This window comes from uncultured Pseudoalteromonas sp. (genome assembly GCF_963922945.1).
Lineage (GTDB): Bacteria > Pseudomonadota > Gammaproteobacteria > Enterobacterales > Alteromonadaceae > Pseudoalteromonas.
On the sequence record NZ_CAWUKC010000046.1, the window covers coordinates 1 to 18,577 of the forward strand.

General features: G+C 40.9%; 23 protein-coding genes. 11 read left to right on the forward strand and 12 right to left on the reverse strand.

Going from position 1 to position 18,577, the window contains the following annotated elements; all coding sequences use genetic code 11:
• The first annotated feature begins 72 nt into the window (after positions 1-72).
• Positions 73-474 carry a hypothetical protein gene (locus AABI99_RS10965; protein ID WP_338365797.1) on the forward strand — a complete coding sequence of 134 codons (402 nt, stop codon included), beginning with the start codon at positions 73-75 and terminating at the stop codon, positions 472-474.
• Between the two features lies 1 nt (position 475).
• On the forward strand, positions 476-976 hold the full coding sequence (locus AABI99_RS10970; protein ID WP_338365798.1) for a prolyl-tRNA synthetase associated domain-containing protein: 501 nt from the start codon (positions 476-478) through the stop codon (positions 974-976).
• On the opposite strand, the gene AABI99_RS10975 is transcribed toward AABI99_RS10970, so the two are convergent.
• A complete protein-coding gene (locus AABI99_RS10975; protein ID WP_338365799.1) occupies positions 943-2,088 on the reverse strand; it encodes an MFS transporter in 1,146 nt (381 codons plus the stop codon). The genes AABI99_RS10970 and AABI99_RS10975 overlap by 34 nt on opposite strands.
• 198 nt (positions 2,089-2,286) lie before the next feature.
• Between AABI99_RS10975 and AABI99_RS10980 the strand changes: the two genes are divergently transcribed.
• The 4 genes from AABI99_RS10980 (at position 2,287) to AABI99_RS10995 (ending at position 5,442) form a co-directional block, all read left to right on the forward strand.
• Positions 2,287-2,826, forward strand: coding sequence for a DUF2058 domain-containing protein (locus AABI99_RS10980; RefSeq protein WP_338365800.1), 540 nt, complete (start codon positions 2,287-2,289; stop codon positions 2,824-2,826).
• Positions 2,827-2,982: 156 nt separating this feature from the next.
• On the forward strand, positions 2,983-3,306 hold the full coding sequence (locus tag AABI99_RS10985; protein WP_338365801.1) for a c-type cytochrome: 324 nt from the start codon (positions 2,983-2,985) through the stop codon (positions 3,304-3,306).
• A gap of 167 nt (positions 3,307-3,473) precedes the next feature.
• Entirely contained in the window at positions 3,474-4,241 is a 768-nt protein-coding gene (locus tag AABI99_RS10990; protein ID WP_338365802.1) for a class II aldolase/adducin family protein, read from the forward strand.
• 25 nt (positions 4,242-4,266) lie between these two features.
• Complete coding sequence (locus tag AABI99_RS10995; protein WP_338365803.1) at positions 4,267-5,442, forward strand: mandelate racemase/muconate lactonizing enzyme family protein; 1,176 nt, start codon at positions 4,267-4,269, stop codon at positions 5,440-5,442.
• A gap of 118 nt (positions 5,443-5,560) precedes the next feature.
• On the opposite strand, the gene AABI99_RS11000 is transcribed toward AABI99_RS10995, so the two are convergent.
• From AABI99_RS11000 to zapB, 8 genes are all read right to left on the reverse strand, one after another.
• Entirely contained in the window at positions 5,561-5,932 is a 372-nt protein-coding gene (locus AABI99_RS11000; protein WP_338365804.1) for a hypothetical protein, read from the reverse strand.
• Positions 5,933-5,984: 52 nt separating this feature from the next.
• Positions 5,985-6,824 (reverse strand): amidohydrolase family protein, encoded by an 840-nt coding sequence (locus AABI99_RS11005; protein ID WP_338365805.1) that lies wholly within the window; start codon positions 6,822-6,824, stop codon positions 5,985-5,987.
• On the reverse strand, positions 6,821-7,549 hold the full coding sequence (locus tag AABI99_RS11010) for an SDR family oxidoreductase (protein ID WP_338365806.1): 729 nt from the start codon (positions 7,547-7,549) through the stop codon (positions 6,821-6,823). Before AABI99_RS11010 ends, AABI99_RS11005 begins: the two co-directional genes overlap by 4 nt.
• Before the next feature lie 26 nt (positions 7,550-7,575).
• Complete coding sequence (locus AABI99_RS11015; protein WP_338365807.1) at positions 7,576-8,064, reverse strand: peptidylprolyl isomerase; 489 nt, start codon at positions 8,062-8,064, stop codon at positions 7,576-7,578.
• 66 nt (positions 8,065-8,130) lie between these two features.
• Positions 8,131-9,609, reverse strand: a complete 1,479-nt coding sequence (locus tag AABI99_RS11020) for a LysM peptidoglycan-binding domain-containing protein (RefSeq protein ID WP_338365826.1) — start codon at positions 9,607-9,609, stop codon at positions 8,131-8,133.
• Positions 9,610-9,645: 36 nt separating this feature from the next.
• Entirely contained in the window at positions 9,646-10,593 is a 948-nt protein-coding gene (locus tag AABI99_RS11025; protein ID WP_338365827.1) for an MBL fold metallo-hydrolase, read from the reverse strand.
• A 137-nt stretch (positions 10,594-10,730) separates the two neighbouring features.
• Entirely contained in the window at positions 10,731-11,033 is a 303-nt protein-coding gene (locus tag AABI99_RS11030) for a cell division protein ZapA (protein ID WP_338365808.1), read from the reverse strand.
• Entirely contained in the window at positions 11,033-11,263 is a 231-nt protein-coding gene (zapB, locus tag AABI99_RS11035; protein WP_024031454.1) for a cell division protein ZapB, read from the reverse strand. Before zapB ends, AABI99_RS11030 begins: the two co-directional genes overlap by 1 nt.
• 238 nt (positions 11,264-11,501) lie before the next feature.
• Here zapB and rlmJ point away from each other — a divergent pair, with 238 nt between their 5' ends.
• Positions 11,502-12,341 (forward strand): 23S rRNA (adenine(2030)-N(6))-methyltransferase RlmJ, encoded by an 840-nt coding sequence (rlmJ, locus tag AABI99_RS11040; RefSeq protein WP_338365810.1) that lies wholly within the window; start codon positions 11,502-11,504, stop codon positions 12,339-12,341.
• 56 nt (positions 12,342-12,397) lie between these two features.
• On the opposite strand, the gene AABI99_RS11045 is transcribed toward rlmJ, so the two are convergent.
• The 3 genes from AABI99_RS11045 to AABI99_RS11055 form a co-directional block, all read right to left on the reverse strand.
• Positions 12,398-13,213, reverse strand: a complete 816-nt coding sequence (locus tag AABI99_RS11045; RefSeq protein ID WP_338365811.1) for an META domain-containing protein — start codon at positions 13,211-13,213, stop codon at positions 12,398-12,400.
• Positions 13,214-13,319: 106 nt separating this feature from the next.
• On the reverse strand, positions 13,320-13,886 hold the full coding sequence (locus AABI99_RS11050; protein WP_338365813.1) for a PhnA domain-containing protein: 567 nt from the start codon (positions 13,884-13,886) through the stop codon (positions 13,320-13,322).
• A gap of 69 nt (positions 13,887-13,955) precedes the next feature.
• Positions 13,956-14,714 (reverse strand): transporter substrate-binding domain-containing protein, encoded by a 759-nt coding sequence (locus tag AABI99_RS11055; protein ID WP_338365814.1) that lies wholly within the window; start codon positions 14,712-14,714, stop codon positions 13,956-13,958.
• 145 nt (positions 14,715-14,859) lie between these two features.
• Here AABI99_RS11055 and AABI99_RS11060 point away from each other — a divergent pair, with 145 nt between their 5' ends.
• The 4 genes from AABI99_RS11060 to AABI99_RS11075 all read left to right on the forward strand — a co-directional run bounded on the left by AABI99_RS11060 (position 14,860) and on the right by AABI99_RS11075 (position 18,576).
• Positions 14,860-16,125: an EAL domain-containing protein gene (locus AABI99_RS11060; RefSeq protein ID WP_338365815.1), complete on the forward strand. Its 1,266-nt coding sequence runs from the start codon at positions 14,860-14,862 to the stop codon at positions 16,123-16,125.
• Positions 16,126-16,127: 2 nt separating this feature from the next.
• A complete protein-coding gene (locus tag AABI99_RS11065; RefSeq protein ID WP_338365816.1) occupies positions 16,128-16,736 on the forward strand; it encodes a paraquat-inducible protein A in 609 nt (202 codons plus the stop codon).
• A gap of 153 nt (positions 16,737-16,889) precedes the next feature.
• A complete protein-coding gene (locus AABI99_RS11070) occupies positions 16,890-17,165 on the forward strand; it encodes a hypothetical protein (RefSeq protein WP_338365817.1) in 276 nt (91 codons plus the stop codon).
• Between the two features lie 100 nt (positions 17,166-17,265).
• Positions 17,266-18,576, forward strand: coding sequence for a TolC family protein (locus AABI99_RS11075; RefSeq protein ID WP_338365818.1), 1,311 nt, complete (start codon positions 17,266-17,268; stop codon positions 18,574-18,576).
• Position 18,577: the final 1 nt, after the last annotated feature.

The following is an 18,577-nucleotide window of genomic DNA, read 5'->3' on the forward strand; positions in this document are numbered from 1 at the left end:
TCAACACGCCCTAACTGTTATCGCTTATTTTTGATAAACTCGTGAAAAATACTTCGCGAAACGACAAACACAATGAAAAAAAGGATCTGTATACTTGCTTTGCTCCTTGCTGGGTGTGCAAGTAATCAAGCGCCTCCTTATGAAATAAATAATAAGCAGTTTTATGAAAATGTGGATGAGCAAGGCAACAAGATATTTGCTTATGTTGTGTCGGTTAAGGCCGAGCAGCGTAGTAACATAAATTTTAATAACGGCGGGCGAGGCGAGAAAAGGCCGAGCCGCTCAGATGTGAAACGTTATATAGAGCAAGAGCATTTTGAGGACTCTAGTGTGCTAAAGCTTAAGCTAGAGGATGAAGCTGTTAGGCTTTTAAATGATACCCTTAGTAAAAATAATTACTGTGAAAAAAAACACGAAATTACACAAGTACTATGGCGTGATTTGAGCGTGCAACTAAGAGGGCGTTGTTTGTAATATGTTGGCCGATAAGAAAAAACTTGCTCAGCTGTTAGCGCAGTTAGATATTGATTACGATGTGATAGAACACCCGGCATTACACACCAGCTTAGATGCGGATGCATTTATGGTGGAGCGTCCTGGTACGAGGCTAAAAAACTTATTTTTACGTGATAATGAAGGAAAAAATCACTTTTTAGTGATCACCGCACATGATAAACAGCTTGATTTAAAAACCTTATCTAAGCAACAAGGGCTTTCTCGATTGGGGTTTGCTTCAAGTGAGCGCCTAGCGCGGTATTTAAAAGTGGCGCCAGGTTGTGTGTCTATGCTTGCCCTAGCAAACGATAAACAAAGCAGTGTTACGTTGTGGCTTGATCAAGATATTTGGTTTAACGATCTGTTTCATTGTCACCCGTTTGAGAACACTCAAACATGGTTACTTGCAAAAAATGATTTAAATACATTTTTTGAACATACAGGGCATCAACCTCGGGTAATGTTTCTACCTTCTCGATAGCCAAGTGTGACTAATGCCAAGCCGATAAAGCAGACACTCAGTAGGCAAAGCATAAATGCGGTATGCCCTGAGTGTTGATAAACAATACCAGGCAATAACGAGCCTAGCGCGCCACCACTATAATAAAACGACACATACCCGCCATTTGTTACACTTGAAGGTGCTTTGCTAATCTTGTTAACGAGCGGAGCTGCACTTGAGTGAATAACAAACATAGCAGCGCAAAATATTGTAAATGCAATTAAAAATACACTCAGTTGCTGGCTGATAAGTAACACTATGCTTAAGTTATACACGATAAAAACCGCAGCAAGTAAATGCCAAGGCGAAGGCGCTTTTTTGGCAAGCCAAGGTGTTGCAATAGAGGCTAAAGCACCAATTAAATAACCGCTGTACACTAAACCTATATCGCGGGTATTTGTGATTAAAAAGGTGTTTTGCAAAATAAATGGTAGGTAATTTAATAAGGCCGCAAAGCAAAAAAACATACAAAAAACGGCACCATACAATTTTAGTACTGCCGCATCTTTTAGCTGTTTAATATATGTTAGCGGCGTGAGTGCTGATTGATTAGATACCATAAAGTCGGAGGGCTTTATACTTATAGCTAGGCCAATAAGCACAATGGATATAACATAATAAAAACTTTGCCAGTACCATACATCACTAAATAAAGCAGCCAATACTCGGCCAAAGTAACCCCCAGCTATGGTACTGCCTATGTACAAGGTCATATTTTTTTGTAAGGTATCTGCGCTATAACGTATACCAATGTAGCTTGTCATCGCGGTAAGTGCGGCGGGTAAGGTTAAGCCTTGTATAAAGCGTACTAAAAGTAATAGCTCAAAGCTTGATGCCACTGTAAACAGCATGCAGCTCACACCTAAAATAAACATAGCAATACGTAAAATAACAAGTGGGTTTCGCTTGGCTAAAAATAGTCCATAAATAAAAGGAGCTATTGCTAAAGGCAGCATGGTGACACTCATTAAGCTGCCGGCGAGCGCAGTAGGCACGTTAAATTCGCTAGCAAATAAGCTCAATAAAGGTTGAGGTGCGTACAGTACAAAAAATATAAACACCGAGCAAAAAAGTAAATGTAGCAAGCGCATTATAAGGCTTAAAAAAGAGCAGATAAATTAACCAAAGTATATGAAAAATGGCTTATATTTCATAGGCTCATTCAACAACAATTGCGCTAAATCAAGGTGTATTTTGTCCCCTATGCTAGATTAATGCTAATAGCACTGTTATTTATACTCGTTGGTGATTAAAATAAACCTAATATAAGTTTTTAGTGGAATAAAACCATGGGTTCATTACAAGACCAATTGCTAAAAGCAGGGTTAACAACGTCGCATAAAGCTAAAGTTGCTAAGTCAGAAAAACGTAAGCAACAAAAAAAGCAAAAAAAAGGGGCTACGAGTAATCCAAGCGATCTGCAAAAGCATATTCAGCAAACTAAATTAGAGCAGCAAAAAAAGGCTGAAGAACTTAATCAGTCTCGCCAAGAAGAGCTTAAGCAACGTGAGCAAGTTGCCCGTGTTAAGCAAATTCTCGAGCATCATAACCAAGACTCTATCCGCGGTGAGCGCACTTTTAATTTTACTTACGATAATAAAGTAAAAGAGATAGACGTAAATGAGAGCACCCAAAAAGCATTATCGGGTGGTCGTTTAGCCATTTGTGTATTAGAAGGGCAGTTTTACGTACTTGATGATGAGCCAGCACGTAAAGTGGCAGAAGTTGATGAAAAGTATATTGTTTTTCATGTGGAACCTGAAAACAAACCTAAAGACGAAGACGACCCTTACGCAGACTTTGAAGTACCAGATGATCTAGTGTGGTAAGTGTTTGTTCAGTATTGTTTGCTAAAGTTAGCAATACAGGCTGAAAACGTCGTCGTGTTTGATCGCCGAGTGTAATTTAATACGTATGCTTTTTATCAGATTGTTTACTACAATCAATAGACTATTTTTTAACCGTCAAAAAGAAGAGTGAATATAATGAGCAAGATAAAAACACTAATTGTAGGCGCGGGTATTAGTTTAGCCGCAAGTTTATCGTTTAATGCAGCGGCTGCTGATGGCGAAGCCCTGTATACACAAAAAATGTGTCAAACGTGCCATGGTGCAGAAGGTAAAGCTCCTATTATGGGCGCATACCCTAAAATTAACGGTCAAAACAAAGACTATTTAGTTGCGCAAATGAAAGATATTAAATCGGGCGCACGCAACAATGGTATGACTGCGGCAATGAAAGCAATGGTTGCAACAGTAACAGATGAAGAATTTGAAGCTATTGCGGATTACCTTTCAAAGGTAAAATAAAGCAGCGCCTGTAAAAACAACATATTGTTTTTAAATTGAATGAAAGCGCCAACAGCCACACATTTGTGTGGCTGTTTTGTTTGTGTTTGCTATAAAATTAATACTGTTTTAGACTTCTAAACATCTATTCGTACTTATGTTGTTGTACGTATTTTAAAAGGCTGATTATGACTGATTTACCCCAACTAAATTTAAAAAACAAAGTGTCGGAGCAGGAGTGGAAATTGCGCGTAGATTTAGCGGCTTGCTATCGATTAGTCGATCATTTTCGTTGGGGGGACTTAATCTACACGCATTTATCAGCACGTTTACCTGGCACCGATCACTACCTTGTAAATGCGTTTGGCTTAACGTTTGACGAAGTAACCGCATCAAACTTAGTAAAAGTTGACTTACACGGCAATATTATTGATGACACCCCATTTAGTATTAACCCTGCGGGGTTTACTATTCATAGCGCCATACATGAAGTCCGTGAAGACGCGCATTGTGTTATTCATTTACATACCAAAGAAACTATTGCCGTTGCTACTCAAAAAAACGGCTTACTACCGTTAAGCCAATACTCTATGTTTTCGCTCCCTTCGCTGTCGTACCATGGCTATGAGGGGCTGGCGGTGAACGATGACGAGCGAAAAGTATTACAAGATGATTTAGGCAATACTAATCACATGTTATTGGTGAATCATGGTGGTTTAACCGTTGGACCAACCGTAGGCGATGCCTTTATGCGTTTTTATGACTTGCAACGTGCCTGCGAAATCCAACTTGCTTTACAAGCCAGCTCACAAGAGGTTATTCCCGTGCCGCAGCCAATTATCGACAATATTTATAACCAAGCTAATGTGGTTCACAGTGGCAGTACAGGTGGGCAGCTTGCTTGGCCTGCTATGTTACGAAAAGCGTACCGACTTGATCCCAGTTTTGCACAATAGCCTGTGTGGCTAATAAGGAATTTAAATGAAAGTAAATCGCGTAGAAGTATTTGATATTCATTGCCCAGAGCGTCCAGCCTGGACTCCCGTTTTTGTACGTATTCATACCGATGAAGGCATAAGTGGTGTAGGTGAGGCTGGTTTAGCTTACGATTTAGGCCACAGCGCAGCAGCGGCAATGATAAAAGAAATGGCAGATGCGTTTTTAATTGGCCACGACCCATTTCAAACCGAAAAATTATGGTCGCGTATGTTACGCGAAAGCTTTTGGGGCTTAGGTGGCGGCCCCGTTGTTTATGCAGCAATGAGCGCAATTGATACAGCACTTTGGGATATAAAAGGTAAAGCACTTGGCTTACCGGTATATCAATTACTGGGCGGTAAAGTAAACGATAAGCTACGTACTTACGCATCGCAGCTACAGTTTGACTGGGATAGCGAGTTTAAAGCGTTAGTACAGCCTCAAGAATACGCAGAGGCGGCGTTAAAAGCCGTAGCTGAAGGGTATGATGCTGTAAAAGTTGACCCTATCCAATACGATAAAGACGGAAATACATACTACGACCGCACTAAAATTATCTCTCGTGGTGAAATGAAACTATACCGTGCCCGCATGCAAGCAATACGTGAAGCGGTGGGTGATGAAGTGGATATTATTTTTGAATGCCACAGCTTACCTGGAGCGACCTCTGCTATACAAATTGGTGAAATAGCTGAAGAGTTTGATTGTATGTATTACGAGGAGCCAGTTAACTACTTAAATCATTCTTTACATGCAAAAGTAGCTGATAAAGTGGCAGTTCCTATTGCTGGTGGTGAGCGTTTATACAATCGCTGGGGTGTGCGCCCTTACTTAGAAGATCAAAGCATTGATGTGCTTCAGCCCGATATTGGTTTATGTGGTGGTTTTACCGAAACCAAAAAAGTATGTGACTACGCTGATATTTTCGATGTGCGTATTCAAGCGCATGTATGTGGCGGTCCTGTAGCTACTGCCGCGTCGTTACATTTAGAAACCGCAATTCCTAACTTTTTAATTCATGAGCATCATACATATGCCATTAAAAAGTGGAACCGAGAGCTGTGCTTACAAGATCCACAACCAAAAAATGGCTTTTTTGAAGTATCAGAAGAGCCAGGCTTAGGCATTGAATTAAACGATGAGATTGTTATGCGCTCGCAGCGCGTAGAAATTAAATAATTTAAATCTTAATTTTAAAAGTAAAAGCCGGTAAGTGATAACTCACTTACCGGCTTTTTTATAATTGTGTAACCGCACCTAATACCTATGAGCAATAACGTTTGAATATTTTAAGGGATTAATTGGCAGGGTTAATTGAACACGTAACGCTGTTTATTTCAGCGGTGGCTTTACTATCAAGGTGGCGTATATAGCAGCGGTTATTGTTTATCATTAGTTCAAATTGATCGGGAAAGTTAAGCTGTTGATTGGCTGTTATATCGCTACGGTTTGTGTTTTTAAGAGTAAAGGTACTGGTGTGAATAAACACATCATTAGCAAGCGTGACGTTTTTTATATGCATTAAGCGCTCTATAACACGCTCTACCGCTTGGCTATTTGGTTCGGTAAGTAAAGCATGATGCAGTTTAGGTGTTGGCTGTGTGTTAGATGCGCAACCACTTAAAATAGTTAAAATACCAAGGGCTGATAATCGCGAATGTCGTGTCATAGTCATTGCCGCATTTACGTAATTGGTTAAATTTAATATAGATCAACACGCCCTATATATTATAAAAATACTTAGCATTTGCGTAGCTCAGGTTATGCCACATTTTATCTGTTTTACACAAGGCTTGGTGGCTATGCCAAACATTATTGTAGCTTGCGTTAATTTGGCAAACCGGAAAGTTACTTGCAAACATAATGCGTTGCTCGCCAAAGTACGAGAACAGAGTGTCAAAACAGTATTGTTGCTGCTGTAAATTTAACGCTAAAAGCTCAAAGCCCGAAAACTTAATCGCTATATTATTGTGCGAACTTAGCATACGAATGCTTTGTTGCCAGTTCTTAATATTATTAGGTAGGCCGCCGTGGTTTATTATTATCTTTAGCTGAGGCAGTGCCTTAGCGTAATTAGTAAGCTGAGCGGCTACTGCAGTATTTTCAAGCTCAAATTGTGCTTCATAATGCAGTCCTTGCTGGCAAAGGGTTTGCAAATTATTAAAGCAAGCGGGGGTTAATAATCGCTGCGCGTCTGCGCCTTCGGTTATATCCCGTATGCCTATTAAATGCGGGTGGGTAAGGTCGTTAATTGCTTTTTGAAATTGCGCAGGTGCGCAGTCTAACTGAGCGTAACTAATGGCTTTAAAAGGCAGCTTTTTTAAATGCGAGCTTAGCCAATTAAGCTCGTTTATAGGTGATTGATTGTCAAACCCAGCTTCAATATGCACAATCCCTGCAAGTTCAAAGTCGGTACTTTTAATAAGTTGCTCATCACTCACAGGTTGCTTTATTAACTCTAAATTTGGCCATGCTGGTGGGTTTTCGCCTTGCAGCCACGTATATTGCCCCTCGGCAAGGTTAAAAAAATGCACGTGGGGGTCAATAATTTTTAAACTCATTGCGTTGTATAGCCGCCATCAATACTTTGTAGGCTACCGGTTATAAAGCTTGCTTCGTCACTGGCTAAAAAGTTAACTAATGCGGCAACTTCATCGGCTTGGCCTAGTCGATTAAGTGGTTGTAGGCTTGCTTCTTCTGCCACTATATCGGCCTTATTAGCACCGCTTTTATTGCAATACGCGTCAATTGCATTATGAAATAGTGGGGTTTCTATTGTCCCGGGGCATACCGCATTAGCGCGAATATTAAATTGGGCGTAATCCAGCGCGGTGGTTTTTGCCATTGAGGCAAGGGCATGTTTTGTCAGATTGTAGGCAAACGAGTTTGGCTTACCTATTATTGCCTGATCAGAGGCGATTAAAATGATGGCACCGCTGTTTTGCGCTTTCATACTCGGTAGTACACTTTGCACAGCCGCATAGGCCCCTTTCACGTTCAATGCAAATAACGCATCGAAAGTGTCCTCATCGGTATCCTCTATACTAGCGCTGAGGTGTTTACCGGCGTTAGAAACAAGTATATCTATAGCTGGATTTTTTTTACAAATGGCCGCAATACATGCCTTAACAGCACTTACATTACTCACATCGCATTGGTGAAAAAAACCCTGATCGCTGTACTCAATATCTAAATTGTGCACCGTATAGCCATTTTCGATAAAGCGCTTTACAACCGCCAACCCAATGCCTTTTGTACCGCCAGTAACAATTGCAACCTTAGACATACTTGCTCCTTATTTAAACTAGGTGACTAGTGAGAGTGACCGCAGCCGCCTTCAGCATGAATGTGCCCATGCGAAATTTCTTCGCTGGTTGCTTCACGCACTGATACAACTTCCACGTCAAATGTCAGCGTTTTACCAGCAAATGGGTGATTTAAGTCACAGTCTGCGTTAAAACGGCCCACTTTAACTAATGTCACCTGATGCTGACCTTGGTTTGAGTTCACTATGGCTGTCATACCTGCTTTCCACACTTTTACATCACCTTGCAGGTGCTTAAGTGGGATACGCTGAATTAAATCGTCAACTCGCTCTCCGTAAGACTCGCTAGGCTCAAGTGTCACGCTAAATTTATCGCCAGCAGTCTTGCCTTCCAGCGCTTTTTCTAAGCCAGGAAGCATACCTTCGCTACCATGAAGATAGCTAAGTGGTGCCTGGTTTAAACTGCTTTCTAATTGTTCGCCTGCTTCACTTAAGGTGTAATGAAATTCTACGGCTGAGTTTTTGCTAATTTGCATGCGTGTCTCTTTGAATTATTTCTATATTAAAAAGCAATTTTACGCGAAAGACTGAGCTTTATAAACTCAGCGTGGTTGAATAAGTGACTTTTGTAGGTCTTGCAAAAGGTTTTGTCTTTTCTGTGGTTGTTTCGGTTTGTCAGCCTGAGGAATAAATAACGTTAATTGCGTGCCAGGTTTCAAAATACTTGATGCACTGAGGTTATTCCATTTTGCTAAATCACTATGTGGTACTTCGTATAGCTGGCTAATACTCCATAAACTATCGCCAGGTTTTACTTCATAGTCTATTTCTATGGTTGGGATCACGACTTCTTGCGGCTCCAAATAAGGACTAATTTGATAATCGACAATGAGCGATTTGGGGAGCGTTTTAGGTTGCCCAACCAGCAGTTTTTCTCCTATGCCTATAATATTGTTTTGTTTTGCATTAAGCTGTTTTAATGCCTTAACCGACATATTAAAGCGCCGTGCAATACTGTAAAGCGTATCATTTTTTTTAACTATGTATTCGCCTGCAAAATTTGATTTAAAAAACTGGCTCTTCAATAGCGCCTCTTGTCCAACAGGTAAAAGCAATGAGTGGGGACCATTAGGTGAGCTTTGATTTTTTAAATAACCTTGATTAAGCGCGTGCAACTGTTTTGAGCCAACCCCAGAGAGTCTCGCTATGACCGAAAAATCAAACTGCTGCCCCACATTCATTTGCGTTGTTATTGGTTTATTAGCAAGTTTTGGGCGCTTAAAGCCTTTTTGCGGGTGTTTTACTAAATAGCTTAGCGCTAATAGTTTTGGTACATAATCAGCTGTTTCTTTTGGCAGTTTTAGAGAAAAGTAATCGGTACTTTTACCGCGTTTTTTATTTCGCTCAATGGCTCGTTTAACTCGGCCTTCACCACTGTTATATGCCGCTAACGCATGTAGCCAGTTGCCATCAAAGCGCTTGTGTAAATAGCTAAGGTATTCAAGTGCGGCATCGGTTGAGGCCAGCACATCTTGTCGTCCGTCATACCACTGATCGGATTTAACCCCAAAATGATGTGCGGTGGCGGCCACTAACTGCCAAACGCCTACCGCTTGCTGCGACGAAGCAATGGTGGGTCTAAAATCACTTTCTACAAAGGGTAATAAAGCCAACTCCATAGGCAGGCGTTTTTGCTCAATTTTTTTTACGATATGGTACAAATAAGGCGCGGCGCGTTTATTTACAGTGGGTAAGTAATTAGGTTGTTTTAAATACCAGTTAATGCGCTTTTTTAAGGCGCGATTTTGATACACCGTAAAATGTAGGTTGTTGGCAATATGTACCCATAGGTTTTCAGCTTTCGTAGGGCGTTTTTTTACGCGTGTTTTTTTTGATTTGATTGGCGAAATAGCACTGGTTTTCTGTACCGGTAATGGTTGAGTTTCTTCAGGTAAAGCTTGGTCTTCGTAACTTGGCTCAAAGTGCGTGAAAATCTGTGGTGCTTCAACAGGCTCTGCATTTTCTGTAGAGCGACAACCAAACATTAAAATACACACACATATTAAACACAATCCGCGAATTATCATCTCTTTTAAAAATACCTTTATTTGTTAACACTATTCCGTGTGCTGAGTTAATTGGGCGCGCTTAAGCCCTGCTTGTAAAAATAACTGGCTCGACTTTTTATTGAGCGCCTCTTGTTTATATGGTGCGAGTACATCCGCAGGGAAGCTTTGAGTAAGTTGCTCAAGTGTTTGTTTTTTGTTGTTTCTAACGTGCGTTATTAAATTTGTTAAAAACGCCAGTGGTTGCTTTAGTTGCTTTTTTTTAAGCGCCCCGCCGTGGCCAGGAAGTATTGTACGCAAATTAGGCTGATTAATATAGCGTTTGAGTAGGGCTTGCCAATTTTGTAATTGACCGTGACCAGGGTAGGGTAGCCAATCCACAATATCGCCGCCTATTAGCAGCGCGCCATTATTGGTACTGAGCGTTAAATCGCCGTTTGTATGGGCTTTTTCGGGCTTTATTTGTACGGCAAAGTTCCCTAAATCAATACTTTGTGGCTCGCTAATTACAGTTGTAGGTGATTCTAAGTTATAAGTTTTCCAACGTAAAAAACGCTGTTTAGCTAATGATAGTTTTTCTCGCCACTGTGTTTGTTGTTGTTCGGGCAATGTGGCTAAGCGCTGATAGCTCAGCTCTATACTTTTTTCATAGCCTGCTAACTTATCATCGTACGCCTGCTGGTATGTGGCAAAGTTATCGGCTACTTGCTTATGCACTATTAGCTGTGCTTTTGGGAAGGCGTTTTGTAATACGGCCATGCCGAGTAAATGATCATCATGAAAGTGGGTAGCAACCAAATAACATAGCGGGGTTTTAAGGTGTTTTTTTAATTGTGCAGCCAGTGCTTCTACCGCTGCAAAGTTTCCGCTAGCATCTACCATTAGCGCACATTGCTCGCCTTCAATAAGTACTTGGTTAGAATCGTAAAAGCGCAGCTTATCTTGTTGTTTTAAAAAGTGAATATTGTCATTTATTTGCTCCCAAGTAACCGCTGCCATACTAAAGTTAGAAAATGTGCTAAGTGTGATAAAAAGGGAGGGGACAACTTTTAAAAAGAAGGAGTTTAACTTCATTACGTATCTCTGTGCAGCGTTTAAGATACATCATAATAAACAAAAAGCGCACGAGGCGCTTTTTATTTTTTAGTTGGGTCACTCGCCAAGCATTGGCTGAGTTTATCAATGAGTTGATCTTGCTGCTGTTGCGCTACACTGGCATGCGTTTTAGCTTCGAGCAACTCATGGCTCAGTGTAAGTGCTGCTAAAAGTATCGCTTGTTGTTCGTTGCGAACTGATGAGCGTTGCTTTGTTTGCTCAACCAAGTCATTTAAATTTTGTGCTGCTGCTATTAATGCATCTTCTTGCCCAACAGGGCATGCAAACTGCTGCTCTTTACCTAGCAACTCAACTGTGACCCGCTGGTTTTGCAGCTCAGACATTAGCTAGCCTGTTGTGCGCTTTGTAACTTATCAAGTAAGCCTGTTAACGTTGAGCTTGCGTCTTTTTGCTTTTCTTCGTTTTCAAGGGCTTCTAGTTGTAAAATTTCGTTTTCGTCACTTAGTTTTGCATTTTGCTCTTTTAAGCTAGCAACATCTGTTTGTAATTGGTTGTTGCGCTCGATAAGCGAGTCAATCAGTTGTTCGAGTTGTTGAAGAGTTGTGTTGTTCATAAAGGCGCTCATATAACTGTAATTAATGTCATGCAAATGTAAAGCAAAGTGTGTTGATTTGCCAGCATTTACGGTGGTTTTAGCACAATTTTATTGTTTGTTAAGTGATAATTCATGATAGGGGGTTTTCTGTTCATAAATGGTTCACTTAACTGCGCGCTAAGCGGTGAATAGGTTGCCAAAATACTGAGCTTGTGGTTCACTGCCGATATTAAATTGCGTATAGCGAAAATCATCCATGCTTAGTTACAGACACTCTTTTCATGCGGGTAACCCTGCAGATGTGCTTAAACATTTAGTACTTGCACAGGTTCTTCAATATCAAACCATTAAAGATAAACCCCTCGATTATATTGATACCCACTCTGGTGCGGGGTTTTTTGAGTTAAGTTCATCCGATGCCCAAAAAACACAAGAATATAAAGAGGGCATTGCTAAGCTTTGGCAGCATAGCAGTGAGCACGAGGCGCTAAGCGATTATATTTCATTAATTAAATCGTTTAATGATGGGGATGAGTTGGCGTTTTACCCCGGTTCGCCAAAAATTGCTGAGCATTACTTACGCCGTCAAGACAAAGGCTGGTTTTTTGAGTTGCATCCGCGCGACTTAGCGTTACTCGAAGAAAACATGCAAGGGAAACGGTCGATTCGTGTAAGAGGTGAAAACGGTTTTGCAGGTTTAATTGGGTTATTGCCGCCAGCTTCGCGCCGCGCATCTGTACTTATTGATCCGCCTTACGAAATTAAAGACGATTACGATACAGTTGTTACCTCGCTGATAAAAGCGCATCAGCGTTTTGCTACAGGTACTTATATGATTTGGTACCCTGTTGTTGATAGAGAGCGTATCAATAATATGGAGCAAGGTCTGATTGAGTCGGGCATGCGTAATATTCAATTATTTGAACTAGGTACTGAGGCTGACACTGACGTACACGGTATGACTGCCTCAGGCATGATAGTGATTAACCCGCCCTGGAAATTAAAGCAAACAATGGATAACGTGCTACCTGAGCTTGTTAAGCTTTTAAGTAAACCTAGCGGCTTTTACCGAAGCGAGCAGTTAGTAGATGAATAGTGTGTGAGAGTATTTAAATACGCGCACTAAAAAGCCCAGTTTAACTGGGCTTTTACTTAATTAAAATAGACCGCATTAAAGGTGGCAAGCGCGTTGCCATTGCTATCTTTTAATTCTAAAGACTCGCCTTCTATAGCCCACTTTTGCGTGTTATTGAGCATGTTTAACATCGCTGCTTCTTGCTCCATGCTTTGCGAACACATTTTTTTTGTACTGGCCAATTGGCTAAACGATATTGAATGTTGCTCTGTACTGTAGCTGCCGCTGACGTTATTACATCCTAAAAAGCCGTTAACACGGTTGTCTTTATCAAATTGTATAAACGGCTCTTTTGTTCTTACACTGACTGTTTGTGCATTAATTGTCACTGCCTTCCAGTATGTATTTACAAGAGTTACATCACTCTTAGGTGAGGCGACTCTTTCAAGCTCAATTTCGTGTAGAATCCCTGATTTTGCACTTTTAAAAGGGTTGTACTGCCTTGTGCTGGTATAAAGAACCTTGTCTTTATTAATGATTCTGGCTGTGAGGCTGTAGCGGTGTTTATCAACAATGTTGTTGTCATCATACGCAAGCTCTACGGTATACGGTGGCGCTTTGTTTATATCTAGGATTTGTTGGGTGATTATTTCGGCTTTTACGTCTGCTTTTGATACATCCGATAGCGTTACGATCAGTTGTGACCCTGGGCGTGGCATACTGCGATCTTTATAGCTTACTTGAGCGGTCAAACCCATCACGTTTTTTTCTTGTGCTGTAGGTTGTGACTCGTTAGCTGGTTTTTCACAGCCCGCTAATGTGAGTGCACTTAGTGCTAATAAACCTAAGCTTGTAAATGTGCGTTTTTGAAACCTCAATTGATGTTTAGCCATGCTTGCGCTCCTTATTCCTGTATTGCTGGTAAGTGTAGGGGGAGGGAGCTTAATCATGGCTTAATTTTCAAGCCATAAAAAGGCGCTAATGTGCCTTAGCATAAAGCTATTTTTTGACAAACTTAGTCAAAATAACAATGCGTTGGCCCTCTACTCGCCCTTCAATATGCTCGGGGTTACTTGTTAAGCCTATGTTGCGTACTGCTGTGCCGCGTTTGGCGGTCAAGCTACTGCCTTTCACATCTAAGTCTTTAATTAGCGTAACGGTATCGCCAGCTTGAAGTACTACGCCGTTACTATCTACATGTTTTATATCGTCATCTTCAGCAAGGGCTTTTTTGGCCCACGCAAGTGTGTCTTCTTCAAGGTAAATCATATCTAGCGCATCTTGTGCCCAGCCACTATCAACAGCTAAGCGTGTAAGCATTCTATAGGCTACCACTTGTACGGCAGGCGTTTGGCTCCACATGCTGTCGTTTAAACAGTGCCAATGTGTTGGGGTAAGCTCGCTGTTTTTTTCTATTTGATCTTTACAGGTTTGGCACGTGTAAATGCATTTATCTGAGTGGGTTTCTCTAACAGGAGGTACTTCGTAAACAGATAAGTGTTCGGTGGAGTTGCACAATTCACACTGGTTATTGCTGCGCTCGATTAAGGCTTTTTCAATACTCATAAGGCATTCTTATATAGGAGGAGGTTTACATTTGGCCGTATTATACCCCTGTGGCGGCTCAGGGCGATACTAATCCCTTAAGTTTTGTGCGGGTATTGGCTCTATGTACTTATCTTCGATACGTTTTATATAACCATTGCTTTGTAAGTAAGCAATTGCTTGGTTTATTTTAGGCAGTAGGGCTTTATGCTTAGCTAATAACCGTACTCTTAAATATCCGTGCGAATGCTGCGCGCCAAACCCAATCTTAATATTTAACTGCTTAGACCAATACGCTGCGGTGTGAATCCCCATAATGGCAACATCAATACGCGCTTTAGATAATGCAATTAGTAGCTCTTTTTCAGAGGGAAAGTCGACGCGATTATATTTTTCATCATCGTGGTAATCGTAACCAAGTACGGTACCAACCTCTTTCGAATATAAACTGTGTCCAGTTTGATACTGCGCTACTTTATTAGGTAAAGCTATAATCATTTCAGTTGCGGGGATCAGCGGGTCTGAAAAAACATAGTAAGGATTATCCCGCTCGTTTTGGGCTAACCATTTTAAAGAGAACACATCAAAATCTATAAAACCGTTTTCTAAATACTTGGCAATGCGTTTGGTGGGGAGCTCCACATGATTGACGGTAATATTTGCCTGCGCCATTAAAGCGGTAATAATTTCTGGCAAAATACCAGGGTTTTCTGGGTTACTGGTGTAAAAAGGGTAATGGCTGCCCGATGCACTAACATTATAGTTAAGCTCTGGCTGGCTTTGCTGGGCATTAGCAAATGTAGCAAGGTGGGCAATAAATGAGAATAAAAACAACTTTAAAAAAAACAAATAAATAACCTTTGCTAAACTTTTATGAGTGAGTGCTATGTAATTTAGCTTTACATGCAAGGATTCTAGAATCTTAATGGTAGTTGAATTACAGTGTATAACCTAATTGTAATAAACAACGTGAAATTAGATAGGTTTTTATTAAGTGAACCCTACAAATATTTTTGAGAACGGGCAAAAGCTAACGCAGTTTGTTGCAAGGCAACCAATTTTTGATGCACAGCAGAATGTATTTGCGTATGAGTTGCTTTATCGCGATTCAGCCCACAATGCTTTTCCTGTGGGGACCTCTGATGAGCAAGCAACTAGCCGCTTATTTTTTAATACATTAATGATGTTAGGGCCAGATAAACTGACAGCACATCACTTAGCGTTTATTAATCTTTCTTCCGCCACTATTTTAGAAAACTTTCCAAAATTGCTAGTGCCCCAAAATTGTGTGTTAGAAATCGTTGAGCGTACAAATAAAATAGCAGAGGTTACTCAACGCGTTAAAGCGCTTAAGCAAGAGGGGTACAGGTTTGCTTTAGATGATTACGATGGTGACGATAAGTGGTCGCCATTACTTGCGCATGTCGATTACATCAAAATTGAAATGGACGATGTAATAATTAAGACCAATATGCGGATAAAAAAAATTAAACGCGCTAACCCGCATGCAAAAGTGATTGTTGAGCGCATAGAAACACATGCACAGTTTCATTCGTTAAAACAAGCGGGTTGCGATTTATTTCAGGGTTACTTTTTTGCCCGCCCAGAGATGATTACTTACAAAGATGTGGAGCCGGGCAAGGTGATTGTGTTTGATTTACTGCGCTTTACGGCAAAAGAATCTTTATGCTTTGATGAAATACAAAAGCAAGTAGCCAGAGATGTAGCCATTACAGCGCGTGTATTAAAGTTAGCTAATGCCCGCCCGAGTAGTACCAAACTAACCATTACCTCTATATCGCAAGCGGTTGTGTATTTAGGAGAGGATAGCATCAGGCAGCTAGTTCGCGTTTTAGCACTGAGTGAGTTAGGCGCTGATAAACCGACAGAACTTACAAAGCTTGCGTTAACCAGAGCACAGTTTATTGCGCTATTGTTAGGTCAGAGTTATCCAAAATTGGTTGGCCAAGGCTATTTGGTGGGGCTGTTTTCTGTAATGAATGCAATTTTAGATACCGACCTTGAAGCGATTGTTAAAGAGTTTTCGTTAGATGAAAGTATTGCCCAGGCATTATTAAACAATGACGGCATTTTAGGGCAAAGCCTTGCGCTTATTAGAGCGTTTGAACTAGATGAAATGGATAAAATAGCGACACTAATGCCAGCAATAAACAGTAATCTGCATATAGGGCATATTTTTAATTATGTGCTTGATGCAGTGCTGTATAGTGACGAAATTATTGAGGCTATAGCAGAATAAATATGCGTAATTGGTTATCTATTTTAAGTATTGTGGTTGCATTAGGGCTGTTATTCCCAGGGGTTACTAAGCCCGTATTGACGATTGAGGGTAACATTGATAAATCGCAACTGGCTAAGGTTGGGATAGACATGTTAGCCGAGGAAGGCGATGGCCGGACCCGCAGTATGTTAATGATGTTCTCTAGCATGTTAGGGCTTGATAAATTAGAAGGTGAAATAAACGCGTACAATAAAACCCAAAGTATATGGGGGGCTATTAATGAGCTGGCTAGCAATAATAATTTATTTGTAGCGGTGCTTGTTGGGTTGTTCTCTATTGTGATTCCAAGTTTAAAGCTACTGATGCAATTGCTGTATTGCAGCTTGTCGGCCAGCGTATTTAAAAATAAGTTAGGTGTAGTTATTTGCGCGCTGAGCAAGTGGAGCATGGTGGATGTGTTTGTTATTGCGTTAATAGTGACTTATTTGGCAGGCAATGCACATGGCCAAAGTAGCGATTTACTCGTAATGCATAGCAGATTTGGCGAAGGCTTTTGGTATTTTAGTGCATATTGTATTTTTGCTATTTTAGCGAGCAGCTTAATTACTCCGCCTAAAAAAGAAAATTAATTATTTGAGTTACTTTGGCAACTTAAATATCATAACGGCGTATTTTATTTTAAAGGCTTTGTTTTGCAGCGTTTTAGCTCTTCACTTTTACTCGTTGTTATATTGCTGACGTTTGTTGGAGAAGCAGTTGCGTCTGTAAGTTTAGAGTGTGATATGCCTCATATGACAAACTCTGCAAGCCACACACAACAGCATGCTATGCAAAGCGAGCATACGCATACCGATATAATGCAAATGGACTGTTGCGACGAACAACCTAGCAACAATGATTGCCATTGCCCAATAAATGGTTGTGGTGGTAGCTCTATTTTAGATTTTTACGCAGTATTTGACGCGTTTGCACTGCCTACAGAAAAAGTATCTCAACTCAATTTTGAGATGTCACTCCCCCCGACAAGCACCTTATTTCGCCCCCCTATGTTTGCTTAAACGCAGGATAGGTGTATTTAAAATTTAGGAATTTTACGTTTAAACGCCTTTCCTGCCTCTTAATTTAAAGTTTTATTTTTAATTTTAGATGGAGCAGGCAATGACTCGCACTGTAATTTTTAAAACTGTATTACTGAGCGCGATTTTACTTAATAGTGGCGCCATAGCAAAGACAACGACCCTTAATTTAACGGATGCCATTACTATAGCGCTAAATAACGAGCCATGGTTGAGCGCTAGCGAGCAAAAGCAAGCTGCAGCAACAGCGCGAAGTATTGCGGCAGGTACTTTACCAGACCCAGTACTGAGCATAGGTTTACAAAGCGTACCCGTTGATGGTTTTGCGTTTAATCAAGAAAATATGACGCAACTAAAGTTGGGTATAAGCCAAAGCTTTAGTCGTGGTAATAGCCTGGCACTTAGCCAGCAAGCAATAAAAGAAGAAGCACTTGAGCAGCCGTGGCTGAGGGCGCAGCGAAAGGCGCAGGTAAAAGCGAGGGTGATGGAGCTGTGGTTAAATGCCTACAGAGCACAGCAAAGTATTGCATTAATTGAACATGATAAAGCATTGTTTACTCAGCTTATTGAAGTTACCGAAGCCAGTTACTCCAGTAGTTTAGGTAAAACCCGTCAGCAAGATATTATTCGCGCACAATTGGAGCTCACACGCCTTGAAGATAAACTGATTGTATTAGCACAGCAGTTAGAGGCCGCTAAACAAGGGTTAGCTCAGTGGTTACCACACAGCATATTAGGTCAACCATTAAGCGACACTTTTGCAGTGCCAACCCCGCTTACACAATTTAATAGCTTAGGCTTTAATGAGCTGATTAAGTTACTTATGGCGCACCCCTCTATGGTGGCAATAGATCAACGAATAGCCGCTAAACGCACACAAGTGAGCCTTGCTAAACAGAGCTATAAGCCACAACTTGGCGTAAATATGGGTTATGGCTACCGCGCTGATAACCAATTTGGTGAATCGCGTGCTGATTTACTTTCGGTTGGCTTGAGTATTGATTTACCTTTATTTACCGACAACAGGCAAGATCAGCAAGTTAAAGCCGCTATTGCCACTGCAGAGGCCATTAAAACCGACAAACGCGTGGCGTTACAAAACCTAAAAGGACAGTACTTTAAAGAGGTTAGTCAGCTTGAGCGAATTAAGCAGCGCCATACGCTTTATCAAAACACGTTATTACCGCAAATGTCGCAACAAGCTCAGGCTACTTTAAACGCGTATACCCGTGACGATGGCGACTTTTCTGATGTTATGCGTGCGCGTATTAGTGAGCTAAATGCCAAAATAGATGCGCTTAATATTCAAATAGACAAACACATTACAATTACTCGCTTAAATTATTACGCCGCCAGCTTAGACTCGCTAGTAATGGCTGAACTACAAGGATAAA

Bases quoted from the DNA above. Each gene is read 5' to 3' on its own strand.
- AABI99_RS10965 (WP_338365797.1), top strand. From the start codon at position 73: ATGAAAAAAAGGATCTGTATACTTGCTTTGCTCCTTGCTGGGTGTGCA.
- AABI99_RS10970 (WP_338365798.1), top strand. From the start codon at position 476: ATGTTGGCCGATAAGAAAAAACTTGCTCAGCTGTTAGCGCAGTTAGAT.
- AABI99_RS10975 (WP_338365799.1), bottom strand. From the start codon at position 2,088: ATGCGCTTGCTACATTTACTTTTTTGCTCGGTGTTTATATTTTTTGTA.
- AABI99_RS10980 (WP_338365800.1), top strand. From the start codon at position 2,287: ATGGGTTCATTACAAGACCAATTGCTAAAAGCAGGGTTAACAACGTCG.
- AABI99_RS10985 (WP_338365801.1), top strand. From the start codon at position 2,983: ATGAGCAAGATAAAAACACTAATTGTAGGCGCGGGTATTAGTTTAGCC.
- AABI99_RS10990 (WP_338365802.1), top strand. From the start codon at position 3,474: ATGACTGATTTACCCCAACTAAATTTAAAAAACAAAGTGTCGGAGCAG.
- AABI99_RS10995 (WP_338365803.1), top strand. From the start codon at position 4,267: ATGAAAGTAAATCGCGTAGAAGTATTTGATATTCATTGCCCAGAGCGT.
- AABI99_RS11000 (WP_338365804.1), bottom strand. From the start codon at position 5,932: ATGACACGACATTCGCGATTATCAGCCCTTGGTATTTTAACTATTTTA.
- AABI99_RS11005 (WP_338365805.1), bottom strand. From the start codon at position 6,824: ATGAGTTTAAAAATTATTGACCCCCACGTGCATTTTTTTAACCTTGCC.
- AABI99_RS11010 (WP_338365806.1), bottom strand. From the start codon at position 7,549: ATGTCTAAGGTTGCAATTGTTACTGGCGGTACAAAAGGCATTGGGTTG.
- AABI99_RS11015 (WP_338365807.1), bottom strand. From the start codon at position 8,064: ATGCAAATTAGCAAAAACTCAGCCGTAGAATTTCATTACACCTTAAGT.
- AABI99_RS11025 (WP_338365827.1), bottom strand. From the start codon at position 10,593: ATGGCAGCGGTTACTTGGGAGCAAATAAATGACAATATTCACTTTTTA.
- AABI99_RS11030 (WP_338365808.1), bottom strand. From the start codon at position 11,033: ATGTCTGAGCTGCAAAACCAGCGGGTCACAGTTGAGTTGCTAGGTAAA.
- zapB (WP_024031454.1), bottom strand. From the start codon at position 11,263: ATGAACAACACAACTCTTCAACAACTCGAACAACTGATTGACTCGCTT.
- rlmJ (WP_338365810.1), top strand. From the start codon at position 11,502: ATGCTTAGTTACAGACACTCTTTTCATGCGGGTAACCCTGCAGATGTG.
- AABI99_RS11045 (WP_338365811.1), bottom strand. From the start codon at position 13,213: ATGGCTAAACATCAATTGAGGTTTCAAAAACGCACATTTACAAGCTTA.
- AABI99_RS11050 (WP_338365813.1), bottom strand. From the start codon at position 13,886: ATGAGTATTGAAAAAGCCTTAATCGAGCGCAGCAATAACCAGTGTGAA.
- AABI99_RS11065 (WP_338365816.1), top strand. From the start codon at position 16,128: ATGCGTAATTGGTTATCTATTTTAAGTATTGTGGTTGCATTAGGGCTG.
- AABI99_RS11070 (WP_338365817.1), top strand. From the start codon at position 16,890: ATGCCTCATATGACAAACTCTGCAAGCCACACACAACAGCATGCTATG.
- AABI99_RS11075 (WP_338365818.1), top strand. From the start codon at position 17,266: ATGACTCGCACTGTAATTTTTAAAACTGTATTACTGAGCGCGATTTTA.